Annotated in this window: 18 protein-coding genes and 1 pseudogene; 5 read left to right on the top strand and 14 right to left on the bottom strand. The window is 60.7% G+C overall.

Annotated elements, in window-relative coordinates; genetic code table 11:
- Window positions 1–100 precede the first annotated feature (100 nt).
- The 4 genes from alr to HUU46_02225 all read right to left on the bottom strand — a co-directional run bounded on the left by alr (window position 101) and on the right by HUU46_02225 (window position 5,069).
- The gene (alr, locus tag HUU46_02210) at window positions 101–1,237 is read right to left on the bottom strand and encodes an alanine racemase (protein NUM52435.1); all 1,137 of its coding nucleotides are present in this window, start codon (window positions 1,235–1,237) and stop codon (window positions 101–103) included.
- The gene (locus tag HUU46_02215) at window positions 1,234–1,869 is read right to left on the bottom strand and encodes a CDP-alcohol phosphatidyltransferase family protein (protein NUM52436.1); all 636 of its coding nucleotides are present in this window, start codon (window positions 1,867–1,869) and stop codon (window positions 1,234–1,236) included. The genes alr and HUU46_02215 overlap by 4 nt, the downstream gene beginning before the upstream one ends.
- Window positions 1,870–2,031: 162 nt before the next feature.
- Window positions 2,032–2,499, bottom strand: coding sequence for a helix-turn-helix domain-containing protein (locus HUU46_02220; protein NUM52437.1), 468 nt, complete (start codon window positions 2,497–2,499; stop codon window positions 2,032–2,034).
- Window positions 2,496–5,069 carry a DNA translocase FtsK gene (locus HUU46_02225; GenBank protein NUM52438.1) on the bottom strand — a complete coding sequence of 858 codons (2,574 nt, stop codon included), beginning with the start codon at window positions 5,067–5,069 and terminating at the stop codon, window positions 2,496–2,498. The genes HUU46_02220 and HUU46_02225 overlap by 4 nt, the downstream gene beginning before the upstream one ends.
- A gap of 423 nt (window positions 5,070–5,492) precedes the next feature.
- Between HUU46_02225 and HUU46_02230 the strand changes: the two genes are divergently transcribed.
- Both HUU46_02230 and folD read left to right on the top strand, forming a co-directional pair.
- Window positions 5,493–6,140 (top strand): hypothetical protein, encoded by a 648-nt coding sequence (locus HUU46_02230; GenBank protein NUM52439.1) that lies wholly within the window; start codon window positions 5,493–5,495, stop codon window positions 6,138–6,140.
- A gap of 204 nt (window positions 6,141–6,344) precedes the next feature.
- Window positions 6,345–7,184: a bifunctional methylenetetrahydrofolate dehydrogenase/methenyltetrahydrofolate cyclohydrolase FolD gene (gene folD / locus HUU46_02235; GenBank protein NUM52440.1), complete on the top strand. Its 840-nt coding sequence runs from the start codon at window positions 6,345–6,347 to the stop codon at window positions 7,182–7,184.
- A 122-nt stretch (window positions 7,185–7,306) separates the two neighbouring features.
- On the opposite strand, the gene HUU46_02240 is transcribed toward folD, so the two are convergent.
- Entirely contained in the window at window positions 7,307–10,324 is a 3,018-nt protein-coding gene (locus HUU46_02240; protein NUM52441.1) for a sigma-70 family RNA polymerase sigma factor, read from the bottom strand.
- 85 nt (window positions 10,325–10,409) lie between these two features.
- Here HUU46_02240 and HUU46_02245 point away from each other — a divergent pair.
- From HUU46_02245 to HUU46_02255, 3 genes and pseudogenes are all read left to right on the top strand, one after another.
- Window positions 10,410–10,484, top strand: a pseudogene (locus HUU46_02245) (hypothetical protein).
- 122 nt (window positions 10,485–10,606) lie between these two features.
- Window positions 10,607–13,042, top strand: a complete 2,436-nt coding sequence (locus tag HUU46_02250) for a DUF1553 domain-containing protein (GenBank protein NUM52442.1) — start codon at window positions 10,607–10,609, stop codon at window positions 13,040–13,042.
- A gap of 84 nt (window positions 13,043–13,126) precedes the next feature.
- A complete protein-coding gene (locus HUU46_02255) occupies window positions 13,127–14,581 on the top strand; it encodes a DUF1501 domain-containing protein (protein NUM52443.1) in 1,455 nt (484 codons plus the stop codon).
- Between the two features lie 76 nt (window positions 14,582–14,657).
- On the opposite strand, the gene HUU46_02260 is transcribed toward HUU46_02255, so the two are convergent.
- The 9 genes from HUU46_02260 to HUU46_02300 form a co-directional block, all read right to left on the bottom strand.
- Window positions 14,658–15,029: a GxxExxY protein gene (locus HUU46_02260; protein NUM52444.1), complete on the bottom strand. Its 372-nt coding sequence runs from the start codon at window positions 15,027–15,029 to the stop codon at window positions 14,658–14,660.
- A 92-nt stretch (window positions 15,030–15,121) separates the two neighbouring features.
- Complete coding sequence (gene fabG, locus HUU46_02265; GenBank protein ID NUM52445.1) at window positions 15,122–15,868, bottom strand: 3-oxoacyl-[acyl-carrier-protein] reductase; 747 nt, start codon at window positions 15,866–15,868, stop codon at window positions 15,122–15,124.
- 79 nt (window positions 15,869–15,947) lie between these two features.
- Window positions 15,948–17,006 carry a phosphate acyltransferase PlsX gene (gene plsX / locus HUU46_02270; GenBank protein NUM52446.1) on the bottom strand — a complete coding sequence of 353 codons (1,059 nt, stop codon included), beginning with the start codon at window positions 17,004–17,006 and terminating at the stop codon, window positions 15,948–15,950.
- Window positions 17,007–17,035: 29 nt separating this feature from the next.
- Window positions 17,036–17,215 (bottom strand): 50S ribosomal protein L32, encoded by a 180-nt coding sequence (gene rpmF / locus HUU46_02275; GenBank protein ID NUM52447.1) that lies wholly within the window; start codon window positions 17,213–17,215, stop codon window positions 17,036–17,038.
- Between the two features lie 2 nt (window positions 17,216–17,217).
- A complete protein-coding gene (locus HUU46_02280; GenBank protein NUM52448.1) occupies window positions 17,218–17,799 on the bottom strand; it encodes a DUF177 domain-containing protein in 582 nt (193 codons plus the stop codon).
- A gap of 86 nt (window positions 17,800–17,885) precedes the next feature.
- On the bottom strand, window positions 17,886–18,854 hold the full coding sequence (locus HUU46_02285; GenBank protein ID NUM52449.1) for a hypothetical protein: 969 nt from the start codon (window positions 18,852–18,854) through the stop codon (window positions 17,886–17,888).
- 126 nt (window positions 18,855–18,980) lie between these two features.
- On the bottom strand, window positions 18,981–20,129 hold the full coding sequence (locus HUU46_02290) for a beta-lactamase family protein (protein NUM52450.1): 1,149 nt from the start codon (window positions 20,127–20,129) through the stop codon (window positions 18,981–18,983).
- Between the two features lie 24 nt (window positions 20,130–20,153).
- Window positions 20,154–20,642, bottom strand: coding sequence for a cyclic nucleotide-binding domain-containing protein (locus HUU46_02295; GenBank protein ID NUM52451.1), 489 nt, complete (start codon window positions 20,640–20,642; stop codon window positions 20,154–20,156).
- A gap of 19 nt (window positions 20,643–20,661) precedes the next feature.
- Complete coding sequence (locus HUU46_02300) at window positions 20,662–21,525, bottom strand: PTS sugar transporter subunit IIA (protein NUM52452.1); 864 nt, start codon at window positions 21,523–21,525, stop codon at window positions 20,662–20,664.
- Window positions 21,526–21,546 lie beyond the last annotated feature (21 nt).

A 21,546-nucleotide genomic window follows, 5' to 3' on the forward strand; every position in this document is an offset into this window, starting at 1 on the left:
CGCGGGTAAGGAAAATTATATCCAGACAATGACACTCGAGCTACCCAGGGACGCAAATCTCCACTTTGCTCTTGACTTTTCTCATCATGGATGTCCCTATTTAATGCTCCTTTACCACCCCGACGTATTCGCGCGTTACGCGCTTGCCGATGCCCGTGAGAATCTCGTAGGGAATTGTACCGCCGCGCTCGGCCAACTCGGCCGCGGTGATGCTCTCGCCACCATCGCTCCCGATGATCGTGACTGCGTCGCCGCAGGACGCGTTCGGCACGTCGTTCAATTCGACGACGATCTGGTCCATGGAAACGCGGCCGCGGACGGGGCACCGTTTGCCGCGCACCAGCACGGATGCGCGGTTGGACAGGCTCAGCGGATATCCGTCCGCATAGCCCACCGGCACCACGCCCACGCGTGACGCTTCGTGCGTCGTGAACGTGCGTCCGTACCCAATGCTGGCGCCACCGGCGAGTTCCTTGATCAGGACGATCTTCGATTCCCATCGGAGCACGGGGGTCAGCACGTGCGCCGCAGGGGGCGTATCCGAGGGCCAAACGCCATAGGCCATAAGTCCCACGCGCACCATGTCAAACGTCGAGCCTTCGTGGTTCACCACGCCGCCGCTGTTCGCCGCGTGCGCCATCTCGTAGGGGATGCCTTCCTTCTCGATCTGGCGCAACACCTGCCGGAACACGCGCAACTGCGTGGACGTGAACGAATCGCGCGTCGAGTCGGCTACGGCAAAGTGCGTGGCGATGCCTTCGATGTCCACGTGCGATATCTTGGTGAGCGACAACAAGTCCCTGACGGCCGTCTCCGAGCTGAATCCCTGCCTGCCCATGCCTGTGTCGATCTTGCAGTGAATCGGGACGACCTTGTTCGCCTTGCGGGCGAGTTCGCCGAGGCGCTCGGCGGTTTGCACGTCGGAGATCATCAGCCGGACATTCGCCTCGATCGCCGCGGCCAGCGCGTCCGCATCAGGCTGCACGAGCAGGAGGACCGGGGCTTCAATGCCCGCCTCCCGCAGTTCGATCGCTTCGGACACCGCGGCTACCGCCACCATGCGCACGCCTTCGGCGACGGCCTTGCGCGCGACCTGGACCGCGCCGTGACCGTATGCGTCGGCCTTGATTACGGCAACGATCCCGCACTCCTTGGGAATGCGCGCGCGCACCGCGTTCAGGTTCTTCGCGTACGCATTGAGATCGACGATCGCGCGCGAGGGCGCCGGTGCGCTCATACGTCCCCCATGTGGAGGGTGCGCCAATTGGCGTGCATGAACCGCACGCCGGAATACACGGTGTACGTCGCGACAAACACCATCGCCCACATGGACGCGTATTCGAGCCCCGAGCGGTACATCGCGGCGTAGTCGGGCGCGTAGTCGATCACGAAATGTTCCGCGCCGGCGAGAAACAAAAACACGAAGATATACACCAACTGAATTACGGTCTTCGTCTTTCCGTAGACGTCGGCGGCGATCACGGTGCCGTCGCTCGCGGCAAGCAGCCGCACGCCCGTCACCAGAAACTCGCGCGCGAGGATTGCCACGATGGTCCAGCCCGGAATGATCAGGCTCTTTGCGGCGGGATTCGGGAACACACCCGGCGCCGGCGCCACCGACAACGTCATCATCATAATGAACGCCGCCATTACCAGCACCTTGTCCGCGACGGGGTCGAGCAGTTTGCCGAAGTTGGTAATCAGATTGCGTTCGCGCGCGATCTTCCCGTCGTAGTAGTCGGTAATCGTCGCCACGGTGAACACGAGATAACCGAGCCAGTAGCACCACCACCAGTCGAATGAAAGCAGCGCCACGAAGATCGGCACCATGATCACGCGCGCGAGCGTGAGTTTGTTGGGAAGATTCATGGCGAATGGGTTTGGGCCGGCGTGGCCGCGATCTGTCGTTGAGGTACTAATGGGACACCTGCCCTTCAGACAGAGGTCATGTTAGCAAATGGAGAAGGCGGATTGCATGAAACACGCGGACACCACGCGCAACGCGGGCGGACGCGCGAGGAAGGAACCTCTCTAGCGAAGCGGCTTCGGCGTTTCCGGCACGCGTATACCGTCGGCGGTCGCCGCGTGCGCGCGCGACTCGAGGGGTTGGGCGTTCGGCCGCACGACGACCGTATACGTGAACCAACCCAGCGCAATTACCGCGCACACCGCGCCCCAGGCCATTGCCTCGCCCATCCAGCGGGGAGGCGCGGCCTTGCGCGCGTCGGAATGGGTCCTGCGGAGGAAGCCGGTGCTTGGGCGCGTGCACGCCTGGTACGTATCCACGTACCGGTTCGGTTCAATGCCCAGCAACTGGCAATACGTCTTGAGGAACCCCACGGAATAGCACGCCGCGGGCAAGTTGTGCACCGCGCCTGCTTCTATCGATTCGACAAACTGTGCTGGCACACGAATGCGGCGGTAAATGTCGTCCGAACTAAACCCCAGTTCTTCCCGTCTCGCACGCAGTTCATGGCCAGGAAAAGCTACGTGGCTCATGCAACCTCGTTGTTCGGTGGCATACTCACCAGGATCTCACGGGCTTTGCTGCCGATGTGAGGCCCCACGATCCGCCTCATTTCCATCATGTCAATGAGCCTGGCTGCGCGAGTATACCCTACGCGCAGGCGTCTTTGCACCATAGAAATTGAGGCCTGTCCCGTTTCTAACACAACCCGTACGGCATCGTCGAACAATTCGTCGTCTTCGTCCTCAATCGCCTCCATCTGTTCCTTGGACTTCCCGAAATTCTGGATTTCGTCCCGGTACTGGGGCGGGGCTTGCGTCTTCAGGTAACCGATCAGGCCGTTCATTTCCTGGTCGCTTACGAACGCACCCTGAATGCGGGCGGGCTTGGACTGCCCCGCCGGCAGGTACAGCATGTCGCCTTTGCCGATCAGGCGTTCGGCGCCAATCTCATCGAGAATGCAGCGCGAATCCACGCGCGAGGACACCTGGAACGAAATACGGCAGGGGAAGTTGGCTTTGATGACGCCCGTCAACACGTCGACAGACGGGCGCTGCGTCGCGATGATGAGGTGGATGCCGACTGCGCGGGCCAACTGCGCCAGGCGGGCGATTGCGTCCTCGACTTCCGCACGGGCGAGCATCATCAAGTCGGCCAACTCGTCGATCACGCACACGATGTACGGCAGTTTGCGGATCGACTGCACCGACTCGTTGCTCGTTTCGCCCTGGTCGTCGCCCTCGCCGACGAGTTCGATCTCGCCGTTTTCGACGCTCTGGTTGTAGACGTCGATGTTGCGCACGCGCAGGTGCTGGAACAGGCGGTACCGCTCGTCCATCTCGGTGATGAGCCACTGCAACGCCGAGGCGGCCTTCTTCGCGTCGGTCACGACGGGTGTAATCAAATGCGGGATATCGTCGAAGATCGAGAGCTCGACCATCTTCGGATCGATGAGCATGAGCTGCAATTCGTCCGGCGTGCGTGCGCACAGCAGGCTCGCAAGCAGCGTCTTCACACACACGGTCTTGCCTGCGCCCGTCGCCCCCGCCACGAGTAAGTGCGGCATGCTCGTCAGATCGGTGACGGTCACTTCGCCTGCGATGTCCTTGCCGAGCGTCAACGGGAGTGCGCCCTTGTGCCGATTAAATTGCCGAGATTCCAACAGCTCGCGGATCACGACCGGCTCGCGGAACTTGTTCGGCACTTCGATGCCTACACGGCCCTTGCCGGGGATCGGCGCTTCGACACGCACGCGATGCGCCTTCAACGCGAGCGCAATGTCGTCGGCCAGCGAAAGGAACCGGCTGACCTTGATGCCCGGCGCCGGCTCGAGTTCGAACCGCGTGAGTGTCGGCCCGCGCGTTACGTCCGTCACGCGTGCCTCGATGCTGAACGTCAGCAAGGTCTCCTCGAGAATCTGGCTCGTCTTGACCAGTTCTTCGCGGCAATCCTCGATTGGCGGCGGCGTGGGCAGGTCGAACAGTTCGAGCGACGGTTTCGTATAGCGTTTCGGATAGACGTAATCAGGCGGGAGCTCCGCGTCGAACGCCGTCTTGCGGCGCGGCATCGGCTTGCGCTTTTTCAGCGCGGTAAATTCGATCGGAGGTCGCGCAGGGGCCTCCGCCGTAGCCACCGCAACCTCTTTCTGCGTGTCTTCTTCGTCGTCTACTTCGTCGGACGCGTCGTTGTAATCTTCTTCGTACTCTTCATCCGCCGCGTCGTCGACTTCGTTCTCTTCGTCCGCGTCGTACTCGACTTCGTCTTCTTCGTCAAGGTCAGGCGAGCTCTGCGATGCGGTCCAAATCCGAATCTGCTTCTCGGTGTCCGGCGTTTCGACGCCCTCTTCTTCCGTCTCGGCAGCCAGGCCCGATGTTGCCTTCGCAGCAGATTTTGATCGCTTCGCGGTGAGAGACTGCGCATCGTCATCCGATGCGAACCGCGACAACACAATGGGCGCGGGCCCGTCAGCGCGCGCCGATGGCGCAACGATCTTCGGTTTTTCCGGCTTGCCTCTGCCGCCATCGCGCAACACGCGGCTGCTCGCCCACGCGGACCTCGCGCCACCCGTCACGAGATTCACAAACGCAGCGATGGTCGACGTCGCAAAACGCGCAACCGCCACGACGACGATGCGCACCGCGTCGAACAAATGTACGAACAGGAATTCCGTCGCGAGCAGCAGGCCGATTACGCACAGCGCGATCGCGATGATGTTCGATCCGAGAATGCCAAACGTATTGAGAAGGAACGATCCGAGGAAACCGCCGACCACACCGCCCGCGTGATCGCCTTTCGGTGTCGGCGGAACGTCGATGTGCAGCAGCGCGGAAACCGAAAACAGCATCACCAGCGCGCCGCCGATGCGCCAACCCAACCGATCCAGCGACTGGTGCCGCAGCAGCATGCTGCCCCACACCAGCGTCAGGAAGTAGAGCAGGTGCGTCGCCCCGCCGAAAACGACGCTGCCAATGCCGGCGAAGATCGCCCCGGGTTTGCCGAGCAGGTTAGCAACTTGGGACATGCCTTCGATGGGGCGCCGGACGTCCGATTTATAGCCATCGGTGACCAGCGCCAGGAAAAGGAGAATAGTGAGAGCGATCATGCAAATGCCAACAATTTCACTCGACCGTTCGCGCGAGCTAAATGGCATTCCGCTCATACAACCCCTGCCTGTGTTTAAGGGTTAACACCCCAAGCCGTAGGGAGTGTAGCAAATGAGCAGGATTCTTGCAACAAAATATTGTGGTCATAATTGGCAGAAAACTATGGATAGTACCGACTTGTCATCCACTTTTAAGTGCTTTTGCAGATGGATTTACAATTGACTACTGATGATAAATTCAGTTTACACTTGACTTAACATGTACTCGGATATCTGGGCGAGGTTTCCCCAAGGATTTGTCGTCCAATTGGCACGAAGCCTGACTCGGATGGGGGGCGACTGATTGCGGCTGCGCGAGCAGGGCATACTACGCTTGGCTGGCGCGGTACAATGGCGTCGCTGAAATAGGAATGCACATTTGCGATGAATCACATCGAGCCAACATACGAGGGCGCGGAGATGACCCCTGGCCGGTTCGGCACGATGACGGCGAAGGTCACGATCTATTTTTCGATGCTCGCGTTCGCGTTGCTTTCGTCGCCTTGGATCGTCGGAATGTCGGGACTTAGCAGGCCCTATGCGCGAGCGTTTCAACTCATACTTATCCTCGCATACTTAGCGTCTTTGATTGTCTTCTATTTCAGGGTTCGATATCGCTTGACCCTGGCGTTGACCATTGTAGTTCTTGCCTTTGGCAGCAGCGCGTTGATCATGATTGAATGCGTCAGGCACGCGCATGTCGCCGCGCAGGCTACCGCAGAACTGATTGCGCGCGAAGTCGTCGAATTCAACAGAAGTACGGGAACCTATCCGCAAGTGCTGGCGGACTTGGAACCGAATGCGACCGCAAGGATTCAGGCGAAGTTGGACGCCTCCAAATCGAGAGTATTGGAATCGCGGCGCAAGTGGGACGCGGGTGGAGAATTTTCGAGTACATTCGGCCCTTTTCATGTTTCGTATTACTACTTCCCGCCAGACCGCAGATTACCGAAGCTGACGATGTCGTCACGAGGTGGCCGTGTCGCATACGATTGGGAACATCAGGTTTGGATGGTTGAGCCCGAGACATAAGTGGATTTGTCATACATAGTCGAATCGCGAAGCCCGATCAGCGAGTAAGACAACGGACAGGTGCGCTGGCCCAATCCACGCCAGGGCTATTCCTAATCTCTAATAATTCCATCACTCCCACTCCCTCACTTCAGCTTGCGTGCGCGCACGAAGCGCCGCTATCGTAGTCCTTATTTGCAGTTGACCGTACCAAAGGAATCTCGCATGCCCGCACTCGTGCTCGATGGCAAGGCGCTCTCGAAACAACTCGAATCCGAACTTTCCGCGCGCGTGGCCGTGATCAGAGACAAGCGTGGCGGCGTTGCGCCGGTGCTCGCGACGATTCTCGTCGGGAACGATCCCGCTTCCGCCACGTACGTGAAAATGAAGGGCAACGCGTGCGAACGCGTGGGCATGCAGTCGCGCAAAGTCACGTTGCCGGAAGAGACGGCGACCGATCAATTGTTCGCGGCCATCGATGAACTAAATGCCGACACAAACGTGAACGGGATTCTGCTCCAACATCCCGTCCCGAAACAGATCGACGAGCGCGCGTGTTTCGACCGAATCGCCATCGAAAAGGACGTCGATGGCGTCACCTGCCTCGGATTCGGGCGCATGGCAATGAAAGAACCTGCGTACGGTTCTGCCACGCCCGCGGGCATTATGCGCCTGTTAAAGCACTACCAAATCCCGCTCGCGGGGAAGGACGCTGTCGTCGTGGGCCGCAGCCCGATCCTCGGCAAGCCGATGGCCCTCATGCTCCTCAACGCCGACGCCACCGTCACCATCTGCCACTCGAAAACTAAGAGCCTCGACGAGATCGTCCGCCGCGCGGACATCGTCGTGGGCGCGGTCGGCATTCCGCAATTCATCAAGGGAGATTGGGTTAAAGACGGCGCCGTCGTCATCGACGCCGGCTACCACCCCGGCGGCGTCGGCGACATCGAACTCTCCGCCGTCATCGACCGCGCCAGCGCCTATACTCCGGTCCCCGGCGGCGTCGGCCCCATGACCATCGCCACCCTCATCGCGCAGACGGTCGAGGCCGCGGAATCGCAATAGCTTCGAACCTGCCCGGCCCGGTCCGGATGATTCAACATCTGCAACACGCGTGAGTTATTCCGTTTCTCGTACTCATGCTCGCCGTTCGTAGTCGATCCGTGTAAAGCGAGGGCGAACACTCACTATCGTAGCTGGGACAAATCGATCTTCTGCGTAATTGTCTCGCCCTCTCGAAGCGTCATTTTGACTTCATACTTGCGCCGCGCGTCATCAGCCAATTCGCCACCGCGTTCGAGTTCCAACGTCAATTCGCCCGCAGGGACCTCATCAAACTGAAAGCCGCCATCCCCATCCACAAACACCCGTCTGCTCTCGATCGAATCACCATCGATTCGCCGCAGTTCGAGCTGCACATCCGTGACGGGGTGTCCATTGTCGAGAATGGCGCCGACCACTTCTCCCGTGCCACGTTCGATCGTAAAGTCAGCAGCCAGATTTTGACCCGCCTGTATGGTGACGGCCCGTTCTACAGAAGGTCCGTTTCGCTCGCTAACACGAACTACTGCAGTGCCCGGCGACAGGCACGTGAACCGATACGTGCCGTCCGGTGCTAATCGCCTGTGGTCGGACATAAATTGCGGCTCTTCGCGGTAGGAAATGCTCACCCTCGCGTCCACCGTCGCGTCTTCGCGTGTGACCATCCCCTCGATGCTTGCTTCGGCCGGCAACACAATCCGTCCGTCTCCCCGGACCGGTGTTGCACCAATTCCGTAACCCGAGTGAAACGCGCAGATCGTTTTCGCGATGTCGGGCAGACTCTCTATTTTGTAGCGTCCCTCGGCGTCCGTATGCGCTGCGGCCGCGTTTTTGATATCGCTCAACTCCGGTGATCTTTCGAAATACACGGTCGCTCCGGCGATGGGTTCGCCTTCCTGGTTCACCACCATACCCTCGAACGGCGCGGCTTCTTTCAAACGCAGTTCTACGTGCGTCTCTTCGTTTGCTTTTATCGTCACAAGTTTGGCATCCGGCGCAAAGCCCGGCGCCCATGCAGCAACCGGCACTTCCCCCTCCTCTATATCGGAGATCTCAAACCCGCCGTTCGTTCCGGCCTTTCGATTGCTGCTACGAAACAGGGTATCGCGAATCCAATTGCCTTTGCCGTATGCGAAAGAGAATGAGCGAACGGGTTCACCCGTATCTGCGTGCAGGACTCTTCCGACGATAATGCCCTTACCCGGCAGCACGATTTCCGCGTCCATGGTGCCCGCCATAAAGCGCACGTTCCGACTCATTTCTTGACCGTGTAATACCGTCAGAAAGTAGCGCTTGTTCTCCAGACCCGTCACCATGAACCTTCCGTCCGCGTCCGTGTGGGCCGTCTCCGACTCAGTCCCGAAATGACAAATGACGTCCGCGTTCGCGACCGGCTTTCCCGCGCTGTCGATCACGCGGCCGGCAATTGCCATGCCGCCCTTTTCGCCGTATACGATGCGAATTCCGCTGACTGCTTGGCCGGGTTCAAGATGAATGCGTAAGTACTCCTCGTCCGTTGAGGTGTATTCGATTTCCGCCGGCGTCACGAGGACCGAATACTCCCCGCTCGCCAATCTGTCGATCGCGAATTTTCCGTCCGTATCGGTTTCTTCGTTTCGCCAAGACAATTCCTCGCCTTGATCCACGCGCGTTAGGTCGAGTTGCGCGCCTTTCATGGGCGTCCCGTCCGGTAGCACCACCTCGCCGCTGATGGACGCAGTCCTAATCTGATCCAGCGTGAGCGTGACTCCTTCCAGGCCGTCCTCGGTAAACGAAAGATCGCGCAGCGTCGCCGACTCCGCGTCCTCGGTCTCGGCGCGCAAGATTAGATTGTCCGACGGCTCGGTCATGAACAATACAAACGCCCCTCCCTCCGCAGAGCGTGCTCTAAAAAGACGACCGCTTCCGAACGTCACGCCCAGCACAACCGCATCGGTCACGGGGTTTCCTTCGGCCGACACTACCGTTCCGGCAATACGGATACCCTTCTTCAACGCGAAGTCAACGTCTCGCGCGACCTCGCCCAGTGTCAGCGTCACTTTCCGCACCTGGGAATTCAGATCGAGCGGATACCCCGGGACACCGGCCAGCAGGACGCTATATTCCCCGGCGTGCAACGCGTTGATTGCATACCGTCCCTCCGCATCCGTCATCGCCTCCGCTATCTGTACGGCGCTGCCTTCGTTCGGCCTCGCTATCACGCGCACATCGAAGATGCCCATCCCTGTTTTTGCATCGTATACGCGCCCACTAATCGACAACGATGTATCTGCCGACACTGGCGCTGGATTGATGGAAATCGCGGAGGCCGGAATGGCATTCGCGCGAGGTGGCGCTATCGGCGCGTTCGCAACCGGATTTGCAGTGTTCGCGCTCGTCTTCACTGTACTCGCCGGAGTCTCGCGCACGGCAATTTCCCGGCTTCTCGCGACCTGCCAAATCCCCGTGCCAAGCGCCGCCGCCACAACCACGGTAAGTCCCGCCTTTAACCACGCCGCAGCCGCGCCGCCAACAACAACTGGGGCGACGGCGCTTCCCGAAACCGCCAGTTTGTTCAACCGCGCCGCCAAGGCTACGGGAGCGGCTTCGGCCGATTGTTCCAATGCCGCGACGATGCTCGTCACGGCAACCGTGATTCCCTGTTTTCGCAACGATTCGCGAATACGTTCGACACCTCGCTCCAGGCGGTGCCGCACTGTCGACTCGGGCATTTCCAAATCACGTGCGATATCCGCGTGCGTCCGGTTTTCCAGAAACCTCCCGATGACGATGGGCTTGTACTCGTCGGCAAGATCCGCGATAGCTTCATCGACATGCGCCAGCAGTTCGTCCACGGCGACATTCCTTTCCACGCTCGTTGCTGCCGGCTCCGCGAATGCTGCTTCGCGGGCGCGCCGGCGCGAATCGCTTCGCAGGCGATCGATGCTCCGGCGCACCGCTATGCGGTGTAGCCACGCGCCGAGCGAGGCGCGCACGCACTCCCTGGTCTGCAGCAGCGCCACAAAACATTCCTGCGCCACGTCTTCCGCGAGCGAGGGATCGCGCAGGATGCGCTTGCAGGAGGAAAAGACCATCCCCGAATGTCGCTGCACCAACTCCGCGAACGCGTCCGCATCGCGCCGCCGCTGCCACTGCTCCAATAGCACCTCATCGGATCTGCCCATCGACTGCACTCCCTGAAGTTAGCCATTATCACCCCAAAGTCGTCGCTCACCCCAGAATCCGCAATCCCCAATGGAAATGGCGTTTCCGGTCCCCGGCGGTGTCGACCCCATGACCATCGCCACCCTCATCGCGCAGACCGTCGAGGCCGCGGAAAAGTAGTGCAAATACGGCGGTTCTTGGTCACTTCTGTCCCATGCGGCCCTTGCGGAGCGGATTGACCCAACTCGAGTTTGCCAGTACCATGGCTCCCCATGAAGGCTGCAGGGTTTGGAAGGGCCGCCATGGCCTTGGTTCTGGTGTGCGCTGCCGCGCGCGCCGACGTGGGGACTGCGTCTTCCGCGGGGGACCTGCTGGACCGTATCGACCGGGTGGAGTCGGCAATTGCGTCGTTGACCGGCAGCCACCACACCGTCCGGTTCAACCGCGATGTCCGGCCCATCCTGTCCGAGAATTGCCTGAAATGCCACGGCCCGGATGAGAAGCAGCGGAAAGGCGGGTTACGCCTCGACGAATTCGAGTCGGCCCGCGAAGCGCTTGCCCCCGGTAGGCCTGACGAGAGCGAAGTCCTCAAGCGCGTCATGTCGCACGACCCGGACGAGCGCATGCCGCCTGCCGAGACAAAGACAACACTCACGGAAAAGCAGCTCGCAACGTTGCGGACGTGGATCGCCGAGGGCGCGCAGTACGAATCGCACTGGGCGTTCATCCAGCCGCGGCGGCCCGCCGTACCCGCGGTGAAGCAGACTGCGTGGCCCCGTAACCCGATCGACGACTTTATCCTAGCGCGGCTCGAATCGATCGGCGTCGCGCCGTCGCCCGAGGCCGACCGCCGCACGCTCATCCGCCGCGCGTATCTCGACCTCATCGGTTTGCCCCCAACGCCGGAAGAAGTTGACGCATTTGTGAACGACACGGCGGACGGCGCGTACGAGCGCGTCGTGGATAGCCTGCTCGCTTCGCCACACTTCGGCGAACGGTGGGGGCGTCACTGGCTCGACAACGCGCGTTACGCGGACAGCGACGGCTACGGCATCGACGCGCCGCGCCCAATCTGGAAGTACCGCGAATGGGTCATCAACGCGTTCAACGCGGATGTGCCTTTCGATCAATTTACGACAAAGCAGCTCGCGGGCGATCTGTTGCCCGGCGCCACGCGCGACGACATCGTTGCGACGGGATTCCACCGCAACACGATGTTCAACGGCGAGGGCGGTGTCGACCCGGAGGAGTTCCGCATTGCGGCGATTGTCGATCGCGTGAACACGACCGGCTCCGTGTTTCTCGGCCTGACGATCGGATGCGCGCAATGCCACTCGCACAAATACGATCCGATCTCGCAGAAGGAGTTCTACCAACTTTTCGCGTTCTTTAACAACGACGACGAAATCAATATCGATTTGCCGTCACCGGAGCAGGAAGAGCAACTGAAGGTTGCGCGCGCCAGGATCGAAGAGGCGCAAAAGGCGCTTTCGTCGTACGTAAATGCGGTCGAAGACTACCTGCTCGCGGACTGGGAAGAATCGGTCTCCGCGGAAACGCGCGCGACGTTCGCCGCAAGTGTTCAACAGGGGCTCGACCTTCCGCGCGCACAACGCGTGCCCGCGCAGAATGACGCGATCCGCGAGCTGTTTTTCAGCGGCGATCCCGAGTATGCGTGGCGCAAGGCCGACGTGCGCGAAGCGCAGTCGAAGGCGCCAAGCGTCGACTCGTCGATGGTGCTGCGCGCGCGCGCGGAACCGCGCGAAACGTATGTCCACGTCAAGGGCGACTTCACGCAGCACGGCGATCGCGTTTCTCCCGCAACATTGGCTGTGGTGAAAGCGCCTGTTCCAAACGGGTCCGCGCCCACGCGCCTCGATCTCGCACAGTGGCTCGTGCACCCGAATAACCCGCTTACCGCACGAGTCACTGTGAACCGCATGTGGATGCACCTCTTCGGCCGCGGCATCGTCGAAACGGAGAACGATTTCGGCACGCAGGGGACTCCGCCCACCCACCCCGATCTGCTCGACTGGTTGGCGACAGAATTCGTGACGGAAGGCTGGAGCATGAAACACATGATCCGGCTCATGGTGACGTCGGCGGCCTACCGGCAATCGTCCGCGATGCGTCCCGACCTTCATGAAGTCGATCCGCAAAACAAGCTGCTCGCGCGGCAATCGCGCGTGCGGCTCGACGCGGAAATCCTGCGCGATTGCGGGCTCGCGGCGTCGGGCTTGTTGAACCCCGCCATTGGAGGCCCGAGCGTGTTCCCGCCGCAACCCGACGGCATCATGGCGCAGCAGAAGGTGGCGCGGTCGTGGACACCCAGCGAAGGCCTCGATCGCTACCGCCGCGGCATGTATACGTTCTTCTGGCGCGCGTCGCCGCACCCGTCGCTCGTGCTGTTCGACGGCCCGGACGCGAACATGGCGTGCACGCGCCGCAACCGATCGAATACGCCGCTGCAGGCGTTGACGCTGTTGAACGAGGAGTCGTGCGTCGAGCAGGCGGCGGCATTCGCCAAGCGCATCGTGGGCGAGGTCCCCGACGATCACAATGCGCGGATCGCGCGCGCGTTCGAGTTGTGTCTCGCGCGCGAACCGCGCGAGTTCGAATTCGACACAATCAAGGCGCTGCTCGAAAAAGAACGCGCGCTCGCGCCGGACGAACAGTCCGCGTGGAACAGCGTTGCGCGCGTCCTGTTGAACCTGGATGAATTTATCACCAGAGAGTGATTGGTTTTGCGCGAGGCACATTGGAGTGCGGCGCGGCAGTGCCGCCTTCCCACGCGCAGGAGGTAGACCGTGCTAGAAAGTGGTATACACGCACACAACGAACGCGACGCATTGCTACACGTCACGCGACGCCATTTCTTCCAACAGTGCGGTTACGGACTCGGCGCGCTCGCCTTAGGGACGCTGCTCGGGCGCGACGCTTCGGCTGCATCGATCACGGCGGAGAACCCGCTCGCGCCGAAGTTGGGCCACTTCCCCGCGCGCGCGAAGAACGTCATCTTCCTCTTCATGGCAGGAGGCCCCAGCCAACTCGAACTGTACGACTACAAACCGAAATTGCAGGAACTGAACGGTCAACCTGTCCCGAAATCGTTTATGGAAGGAAAGCGGTTCGCCTTCATGGACACTTTCCTGCAGGAACCGCCGAAGTTGCTGGGCACGCAGCGCAAATTCGAGCGACACGGTCAGAGCGGCGCGTGGGTTTCCGAATGCCTGCCGCACATCGCCGGGATCGTCGATGACATATCGTTCGTGCACACGCTCGCGACCGATCAACCGAACCACGCTCCTGCGAAGATTTTCATGAACACGGGCAGCCGCCAGTTTGGCAGTCCGGCGATGGGCGCATGGGTCACGTATGGCATCGGCAGCGAATCGAACAATCTGCCCGGATTTGTCGTGCTGCAATCGGGCCCGCGCGGATTACGTGGCGGCGCGGCGTGCTGGTCAAACGGGTTTCTGCCCTCCGCGCACCAGGGCGTGCCGTTGCGCAACAGCGGAGATCCCATTCTCAATCTGGCTACGCCGCAAGGATATACCGACGAGCGTCAGCGGAATGTGATCGATGCCGTCAACGCGATCAATCGCGATCACCTCGACACAATCGGCGATCCCGAAATCGCGGCGCGCATCGCGTCGTATGAAATGGCCTACCGCATGCAGTCGAGCGCGCCGGAGTTGATGGACCTGTCGAAAGAATCGCCCGAGACGCTAGCAATGTACGGCGTCGAACCGGGAAAACCGTCGTTTGCGTACAACTGTATCCTGGCGCGGCGGCTCGTCGAACGTGGTGTGCGCTTCGTGCAGGCGTATCACACAAGCTGGGACCACCACGGCGGCAACACGGAGAACCTCACAAACTCCCTCGACGACGTGTGCAAAGACGTAGATCAGGCGAGCGCCGCGTTGATCAAAGATTTAAAACAGCGCGGGCTGCTCGATGAAACGCTCGTGATCTGGGGCGGCGAATTCGGCCGCACGCCCATGGGCGAAATCCGCGACACCGTCGGCCGTAACCACCACATCGAATGTTCGAGCATTTGGATGGCCGGCGGCGGGATCAAGGCAGGCTACACGCACGGCAAGACCGACGAACTTGGCTTCTCGCCAATTGAAGGCCGCGTCCACGTCAACGACTTCCACGCGACGATGCTGCACCTGCTCGGCATCGACCATACCCGCCTCACCTACCGCTTCAAAGGCCGCGATTTTCGGCTGACAGACGTCGCCGGAAACGTAGTCCACAAACTCCTCGCTTAATTCGAATAGCCACGAAAGAACACAAAGAGCACAAAAAATACGTACCATCGACTTGAATGGTCCCCGCCTATATGGGTCAGTCAAGGATGTATTTCTTCATTTCGAATTGGTAGCTTCCAAAATTGATGAGCAGGCCGTCCCTAATTCGAGCAGACTTCATGTATCCGAGCACTTGGGCTGTGTGTTCATTGGCAAGAGCGCGGCATGCCTTCAACTCCACGATGAGGCATTCGTTCACCAAGAGGTCTGCAAAATATTCGCCGATGACTGTCCCGTCTTCGTCATAAACGGTCAAGGGGTGCTGCTGCCGAACTTCATACCCCTTTTTCCGCAGGCGATGCGCTAGCGCGTTCTCATAGACCTTTTCCAGATGCCCATTACCGTGGTAGACATGGATGGCAAAACTGGTTTCTCGTACAACGTCGCAAAGAGCCTTGATGTCCTGCATTTCACACCTCCTCCTTTTGCTCCAACAGAATACTACTGGAAGGTGAAAATGCATTTCTATGTGCTCTTTGTGTTCTTTTGTGGCTATTATTCCTACATCGCCAAGCCGCCATCCACTTGCAGTACCGCCCCGGTGATGTACGAGGCGCCGTTGGAGGCGAGAAACTTTGCGGCGGCGGCGATATCGTCGCCGGTGCCGACGCGATTGAGCGGAATCTTTTCGAGCAGTTCCTTGCGGATGTCTTCGGTGATGAACGAGGTCATGTCGGTGTCGATGTAACCGGGCGCGATGACGTTGACGGTGATATTCCGCGACGCAAGTTCCTGCGCGAGCGCTTTGGTGAACCCGATGAGACCTGCTTTCGCCGCGGCATAGTTCGTCTGGCCTCCCTGCCCGCGCAGGCCGATTATCGACGACACGTTGATGATGCGTCCGGCGCGCTGCTTGAGCATGTCGCGCGTAACGGCGCGGCAGCAGTTGAATGCACCCGTGAGATTGGTATCCACAACGGCGGACCAGTCTTCGCTCTTCATGCGCATGAGCAAGCCGTCGCGCGTGATGCCGGCGTTGTTGACCAATACGTAGATAGGCCCAAAGGCTTCGCTCACGGCCTTTACCATGGCATCGACGGCTGAAGCGTCCGCGATGTCGCAACCGAACCCGCGCACTTCGCCATTCGCTTCCGCGGCAATCTCGCCCGCCGCTTTTTGCGCAGACTCGTCGTTGCGCCCGCAAATCGCGACGCGCGCGCCCTCCGTCGCAAACGCTACCGCGCACGCGCGCCCGATGCCGCGCGTCCCGCCGGTGATCAAAACGGTCTTACCCGAGAATTCGCTCATTGTGATTGGTTCCTGTCGTGGACTGTATGGATGAATTGGACTATATGGACTCGACCAGGCATCTGACCGATCTTACGCGCTACATAATCCCTTCGGTCGCTTCCGCCTCGGCTTGGGGCGGCGCTTCGCCGAACTGCGCCTCGGTGCTGCGCATTTCCGCGATGCCTTCTCGAATGTGCGCGTTGATGTTGTGCGCGATGGCCGTGCGCGCGACGTTGATGCCGTTCATGACGCCCTTGGCATTCGTTGCGCCGTGCATGATAATCACGACGCCATTCACGCCGAGCAGCGGCGCTCCGCCGTACTCGTTCGGATCGATGGTGCGCTTCAGCCGCTTGAACGCGTTGCGGCTTAACAACGCCCCGAGCATCGTGAACACGCTCGACTTGAATTCGCGCGTCAGCAGCGTCTTGATAAACGATCCCGCCGCCTCGCTGGTCTTCAAAAACACGTTCCCGACGAACCCGTCGCACACGACCACGTCCGCCTCGCCTCGATACAGCGCCTTCGGTTCGACGTTGCCGATGAAGTTCACGTGCGGCGCCGCGCTGAGGGTTCGGTGAACGGCCTTCGCCACTTCGCTGCCCTTGGCCTGTTCTTCGCCGATGTTCAACAGGCCCACGCGCGGGCTCATCTTGCCCAGCACGTCCTGCGAATACACGACGCCCATTTCCGCGAAGTCGCAGAGGTGTCGCGCGTCGCAATCGACGTTCGCGCCGAGATCGAGTACAAGGCAGGTGCCCGTCGAGGTGGGCATGAGCTGGCAGATGGGCATCCGCGTGACGCCCGCGATTTGCCGCAGCACGATCCGCGAGGCCAGCATCACCGCGCCGGTGTTGCCCGCGCTGATGATCGCGTCTGCGGTGCCCTGCTTCACCATCCGCATCGCGACGAGCAGCGATGCGTCCTTCTTCTTTCGCACGCCCACCATCGGGGAATCCGACATGGTGATAACTTCGGACGCGTGAACGATGGAAAGGTTCGGCCGCATGCGCTTGCCGATGGCGGCTTTCAGTTGCGCATCGTGGCCGACCAGGATGAGTTCCAGGTCGCCGTACTTGTCCGCTGCCTTGATCGCGCCGTTCACCTCGGGCAACGGAGCGGCGTCCGATCCCATGGCGTCAATCGCGATTCGCATTTGCGGACCCCCGGAATGGTGCGGACGGCCTAGCTTTCAGCCGGTACGACGAGGCGTTCCTTGTAGTGGCCGCATTTTGGGCACACGCGGTGCGGCATGATGCGTTCGCCGCAGCTCGGGCAATCCGAAAACACGCGCTTCTTCAACGCAAAATGCGAACGGCGGTGGTTGCGATGGGCCTTGCCCGATCGTCTCTTTGGTACTGGCACTGTTACTCCTCCAGAGGGGCCTTCAGCTTTGGGAGCATGTCCTTTAGCCCGGCCAAGCCTTTGCTCGAAAAACGCCCGTCTTCCATCGCGACGGCGCACCCGCAGTTCTCGCGGTTCAGGTTCGCGCCGCACTTCGGGCACAACCCCGCGCAATCGTCCTTGCACAACACTTTTGCCGGCATCGCCAGCACGACCTCTTCCCAGACCGTCGGAAGCAGGTCTATCGTCTGCCCATCGAACGGGACCACTGCCCCGTCGTCCAAGTCATCAAGGTCGTCTTCGTCTTCTTCGGACACGGCCCCGTGGTGCTCCGGTGCGCCATGCACAAACGCCCACGTCACCTCCGACGTAAACGATTGCTGCGTATCCACCAGGCACCGGTCGCAGGGGGCCGTTATCGACCCCGAAACCGTACCGTAAAAGATGTATTCCGGCCCGCCCGGCGAAATCGTCCCCCTGACCGTCACCGGACCAACGGGAAACTCCTTCGCGCCCTGCGGCCGAAGGTCTTCACCAGGCACCGTCACGTCGACCGAAAGGCCATGCTCCTCGATCGACCCAAGGGGATACTGCAACGTATTCACGCGCGGCCCTCCCCATTCCACATATCCCAATAGGATAGCAAACGCCGGGAAACGGGGTCAACTACGGTACGGATTCGGGCGGTACGCTACAGCGCAATCGCCCCGATGACCCAGTAAATGAGCAGGTATGCCATGCTTTGCAGCACGCCGCCCAGGAAGATTCCGAGCGGAAAATTGATGATGTCCTGCGATTCGAACCCGAAATTGATGAAAATAAGCGGCGGGATGACGAGCAGAAGCAAGATCGTTCCGAGTATGGGCCCGGCAAGCACGGAAACCGAAAAGAAGACGACAGTGATAATCGCGGTAGCAGGGAGCAGTTGGACCGCGTTCGCGAGGAAGGTGCTTTCCGGCAGCCGGTGACTCAACGTAAGAAAGATGTAGATTCCGATGAACGTGCTGACGGCAAGGGAGCACGTGCTCAAAACGGTCATCGCCACGCCCGCCCACATCGGCAGCTTGGGAACATCGGCCGTTTCGGCGATAACAGCGGCTTGTTCGAGTTCATCCGGCGAAGGGCCGACCACCCATGCGCCGCTAATGATTATCCAAACGGTGTAGAGTCCGAATGCAACCGCCGCGCCGATCGCAATGCGTTGCATCATGGCCTGATCGGGCATGTATTTTTCGCGCCAACTTTTCTCGACCTCTTCCACTTCGACGGGCTCCTGGGGCCGCGGGTCGTAGACGGGATCGAGTTTCATAACGTCGACCGGCGCGACGTAGCCGGTGGATTGCAGCGCTTGCGCACTCGATGCAACGAAATTTCTGCAAATATTGCAGACAAGCCCCGACGCGGTCGGGTGACGGTCCCAGTCGCCGCGGAATTCGCGCCCGCACCGTGCGCAGTGCGTCTTCAGCGACGCGGTCTGCAACGGCGTGTAGTGAAGGCCGGGTTCAGGAGCACCAACTTGCGCGTTGGGTTGCGCCGCGCCCGCTTGATCGATTGGCGCCGCCGGTGTACGCGCAACCGGTTTCGAGTTTTGCGGCGACACAGTGAGTGGCTGCCCGCACTTGGGACAGGGCGCCGTCATCCCCGCGGCGTATTCGGACACGGTCATCTCGTGTCCGCAAGCACAAGTGACAAGTAAATCCATCCGTGCGGCTCCGGTTGCGCACCTGTAGGTACTATACTGCGGGCAGCGTTACTATCGCTATCGCGCGGTTGCCGCAATGGGGCGCTAGACGGCCTGCCATTCCGGCAGCTTGCCCTCGTAAAACACGTCGTACACCCACTGGAAAATCTCGTCCTGCTCGTCGAGCAGTTCCTTGGCGACCGCGTGGCAAACGCGCAGCCCGTGCCGGCTGTTCGTGAAGATCGCGACGCCATCGCCCGTCGCGCGGCACATCGCCGCATAGCTCATGTAGCCGCGGCTGTCGCCGATGTGCCAGTGAATATCGCCCTCGTCACGCAGCAGCAGCGCCCAGCCGAGGCCCCATGCGAGCGGGCCGGACAAATGCACCTGCGGGCTCAACATGATGCGTTCGGTCGCGTATTCGAGGTGTTCCGGTCCGCGCTTCGCGTGGCCGAGCGACGCCAACATAAACGCCGCGTAGTCGCGCGCCGTCGTGTGCAGAGACGACGCGGCCATCGCCTCAGACGGCCTGCTCGGCGATTTCACCGGCGCGCCGTCCCACTCATAGCCGATTGCCGCGGACGTATCGAAGGCATCGATCCATGTAAGCGCGCTGTCCGACAGCCCGAACGGTTTGATGATGGCATCCGTCAGCAGCGTGTTCAGCGGCTGTTCGCTTTGTGCCTCGACCGCTTCCTGCAATACGTTGAACGCTTCGCCCGAGTAGGCAAAGTGCGCGCCGGGATCGAAATCCATTCTGAGCGGCCGCTTACTGCCGAAGTTGGGCAGGCCGCTCGTGTGCGCCATTACCATGCGCGGGGTGATGCGATGCGCGCGCGGTTCGCGCGACACGCGCGCATGCGGAATGTACGTGACGAGCGGCGTGTCGAGCCCCATCCGCCCGCTATCGCACAGCTTAAGCGCGGCGTAGGTAAACACCGGTTTCGTGAGCGATGCCGCTTGAAAAACGGTCTCCGGAGTTACGGGCGAATTCGTCGCGACGTTTGCCAGACCGAAGCCCTTTGCATAGGCAATCTCACGATTGCGAATGATTGCAAGGGACAGCCCCGGCGTGCCCGACCGCGCGAGCAGTTCGGTAACCAGCGGCCCAACGAGCGCGAAGGTTTCTTCCACGCGTGGCGCCAAAGGCGGGACAGACATCGGTTCGCGGCGGGGTTGCGTCGAAGGCGCCGCGGCGAGCACACCGCCGGCGCCAGCCATCAGCGCTTCGCGGCGGGTGAGTTCGGTGCTCACGAATGTGCGTGCCCCGGAAAAGGACTAGCTCCCGCTTTGTTCTGAATTCTCGGTCATCACAACGGTCTTGGCGAGTTCCGCGCGCGCTTCCGCGAGCTTTGCATTCATATCGCGGATGCGCCGCGCCATCACCCCGATGATGTTGAGCAGGATGCGGATCGCCGCCTTCTTCGTCATCAACTTTTCGAACACGGTCTCGCTCAACACGAATACGCGGCTGGTCTCGCCGGCAACGGCGGAGGCGGTGCGCGGCTCGTTCATGATCACCGCCATCTCGCCGAACAGGTCGCCGGTCCTCATTGACGTGAGGTGCTTCTTGCCGTCGAAGAGATCGATGCGCCCGCCCAGAACGACGTACATCTGGTTGCCGGTCGTGCCTTGATAGAAGAGCACGTTGCCCTTCTCGACCTCCATGGTCATGCCCTTCGAGAAAATCTTCGCGACGTCCTCGGCGTCAAGACCGTTGAACAATGCGACGCGCTTGGCGAGTTGCTCGTACTTTTCGCTGATCATGTTCGGCGGCGCCTTTCCGTCACACGACGTAGATAAACCGAGCGCAATTCAAACACGTGTGGATGTGCGCGGGGTCCTGGCGCACCTGTTGCACGAACTTCGACGGCAGCCGCATGAAGCAGCCCTGGCAGGTATCGCCCTCGACGGGCACCAGCGCGGGCGGGCGGCTCTTTGCCAGCTTGTCGTAATGATTGAGAATCCGCGGCTCGACGAGCGAACGGATGTTGTCGATGCGCTCCTTCACTTCCGCCTTGCCCGTGCGCGCGGTCTGCAGCATCTCCTGGCACAGTTGAAGCCGGGCGAGCAGCATCAAATCCGCGTGGCCGTCGGGCGTCTTTTTGATCGCGGGATCGGCCTTGAGCTTCTTCACCGTTTGCTCGTGCGTCTCCGTAAACGTGGCCGACGCCGCCTCGAGTTGATCGAACATGTCGTCGGAAGTCTTTGCGTCGAGCATCGCCTTGAGCTGGGTCTTGTCGCTCAGCAGTTTCGCGACGGTCGCCACAAAATTGAGGTACGAGGTCTGCTCTGACGGCGGGTAGCAAATGAGGAAGATGATTTGGACCGGCTGGCGATCGACTGCCTTGAAATCCAATCCGGTGGGAACGCGCCCGACGGCGCACGCGAGCTGTTTCATGCCGGTCACCCGCGCGTGCGGCACGGCGATGCCGCGGCCAATACCGGTGCTTTCGGTAGTCTCGCGCGCCAGAATCTGGTCCAACGCCGCGCCCACGCCGTCGAACTTGCGCTTGTCGAACAGTAAATGCGTCAACTCTTTAAGGGCATCTGCCTTCGACGTCGCGGACATCGCCGGCAGAATACAGGTTTTCGTGATGTACTTCGTCAGAATCATTCGATCGGTAATCCTTTCCAGGCGGCGCGACATGGGCCGTCCCCCGGTTTGTAG

It is taken from the genome of Candidatus Hydrogenedentota bacterium (genome assembly GCA_013359265.1).
Lineage (GTDB): Bacteria > Hydrogenedentota > Hydrogenedentia > Hydrogenedentales > SLHB01 > JABWCD01.

Bases quoted from the DNA above. Each gene is read 5' to 3' on its own strand.
- alr (NUM52435.1), bottom strand. From the start codon at position 1,237: ATGAGCGCACCGGCGCCCTCGCGCGCGATCGTCGATCTCAATGCGTAC.
- HUU46_02215 (NUM52436.1), bottom strand. From the start codon at position 1,869: ATGAATCTTCCCAACAAACTCACGCTCGCGCGCGTGATCATGGTGCCG.
- HUU46_02220 (NUM52437.1), bottom strand. From the start codon at position 2,499: ATGAGCCACGTAGCTTTTCCTGGCCATGAACTGCGTGCGAGACGGGAA.
- HUU46_02225 (NUM52438.1), bottom strand. From the start codon at position 5,069: ATGATCGCTCTCACTATTCTCCTTTTCCTGGCGCTGGTCACCGATGGC.
- HUU46_02230 (NUM52439.1), top strand. From the start codon at position 5,493: ATGAATCACATCGAGCCAACATACGAGGGCGCGGAGATGACCCCTGGC.
- folD (NUM52440.1), top strand. From the start codon at position 6,345: ATGCCCGCACTCGTGCTCGATGGCAAGGCGCTCTCGAAACAACTCGAA.
- HUU46_02240 (NUM52441.1), bottom strand. From the start codon at position 10,324: ATGGGCAGATCCGATGAGGTGCTATTGGAGCAGTGGCAGCGGCGGCGC.
- HUU46_02250 (NUM52442.1), top strand. From the start codon at position 10,607: ATGGCCTTGGTTCTGGTGTGCGCTGCCGCGCGCGCCGACGTGGGGACT.
- HUU46_02260 (NUM52444.1), bottom strand. From the start codon at position 15,029: ATGCAGGACATCAAGGCTCTTTGCGACGTTGTACGAGAAACCAGTTTT.
- fabG (NUM52445.1), bottom strand. From the start codon at position 15,868: ATGAGCGAATTCTCGGGTAAGACCGTTTTGATCACCGGCGGGACGCGC.
- plsX (NUM52446.1), bottom strand. From the start codon at position 17,006: ATGCGAATCGCGATTGACGCCATGGGATCGGACGCCGCTCCGTTGCCC.
- HUU46_02295 (NUM52451.1), bottom strand. From the start codon at position 20,642: ATGATCAGCGAAAAGTACGAGCAACTCGCCAAGCGCGTCGCATTGTTC.
- HUU46_02300 (NUM52452.1), bottom strand. From the start codon at position 21,525: ATGTCGCGCCGCCTGGAAAGGATTACCGATCGAATGATTCTGACGAAG.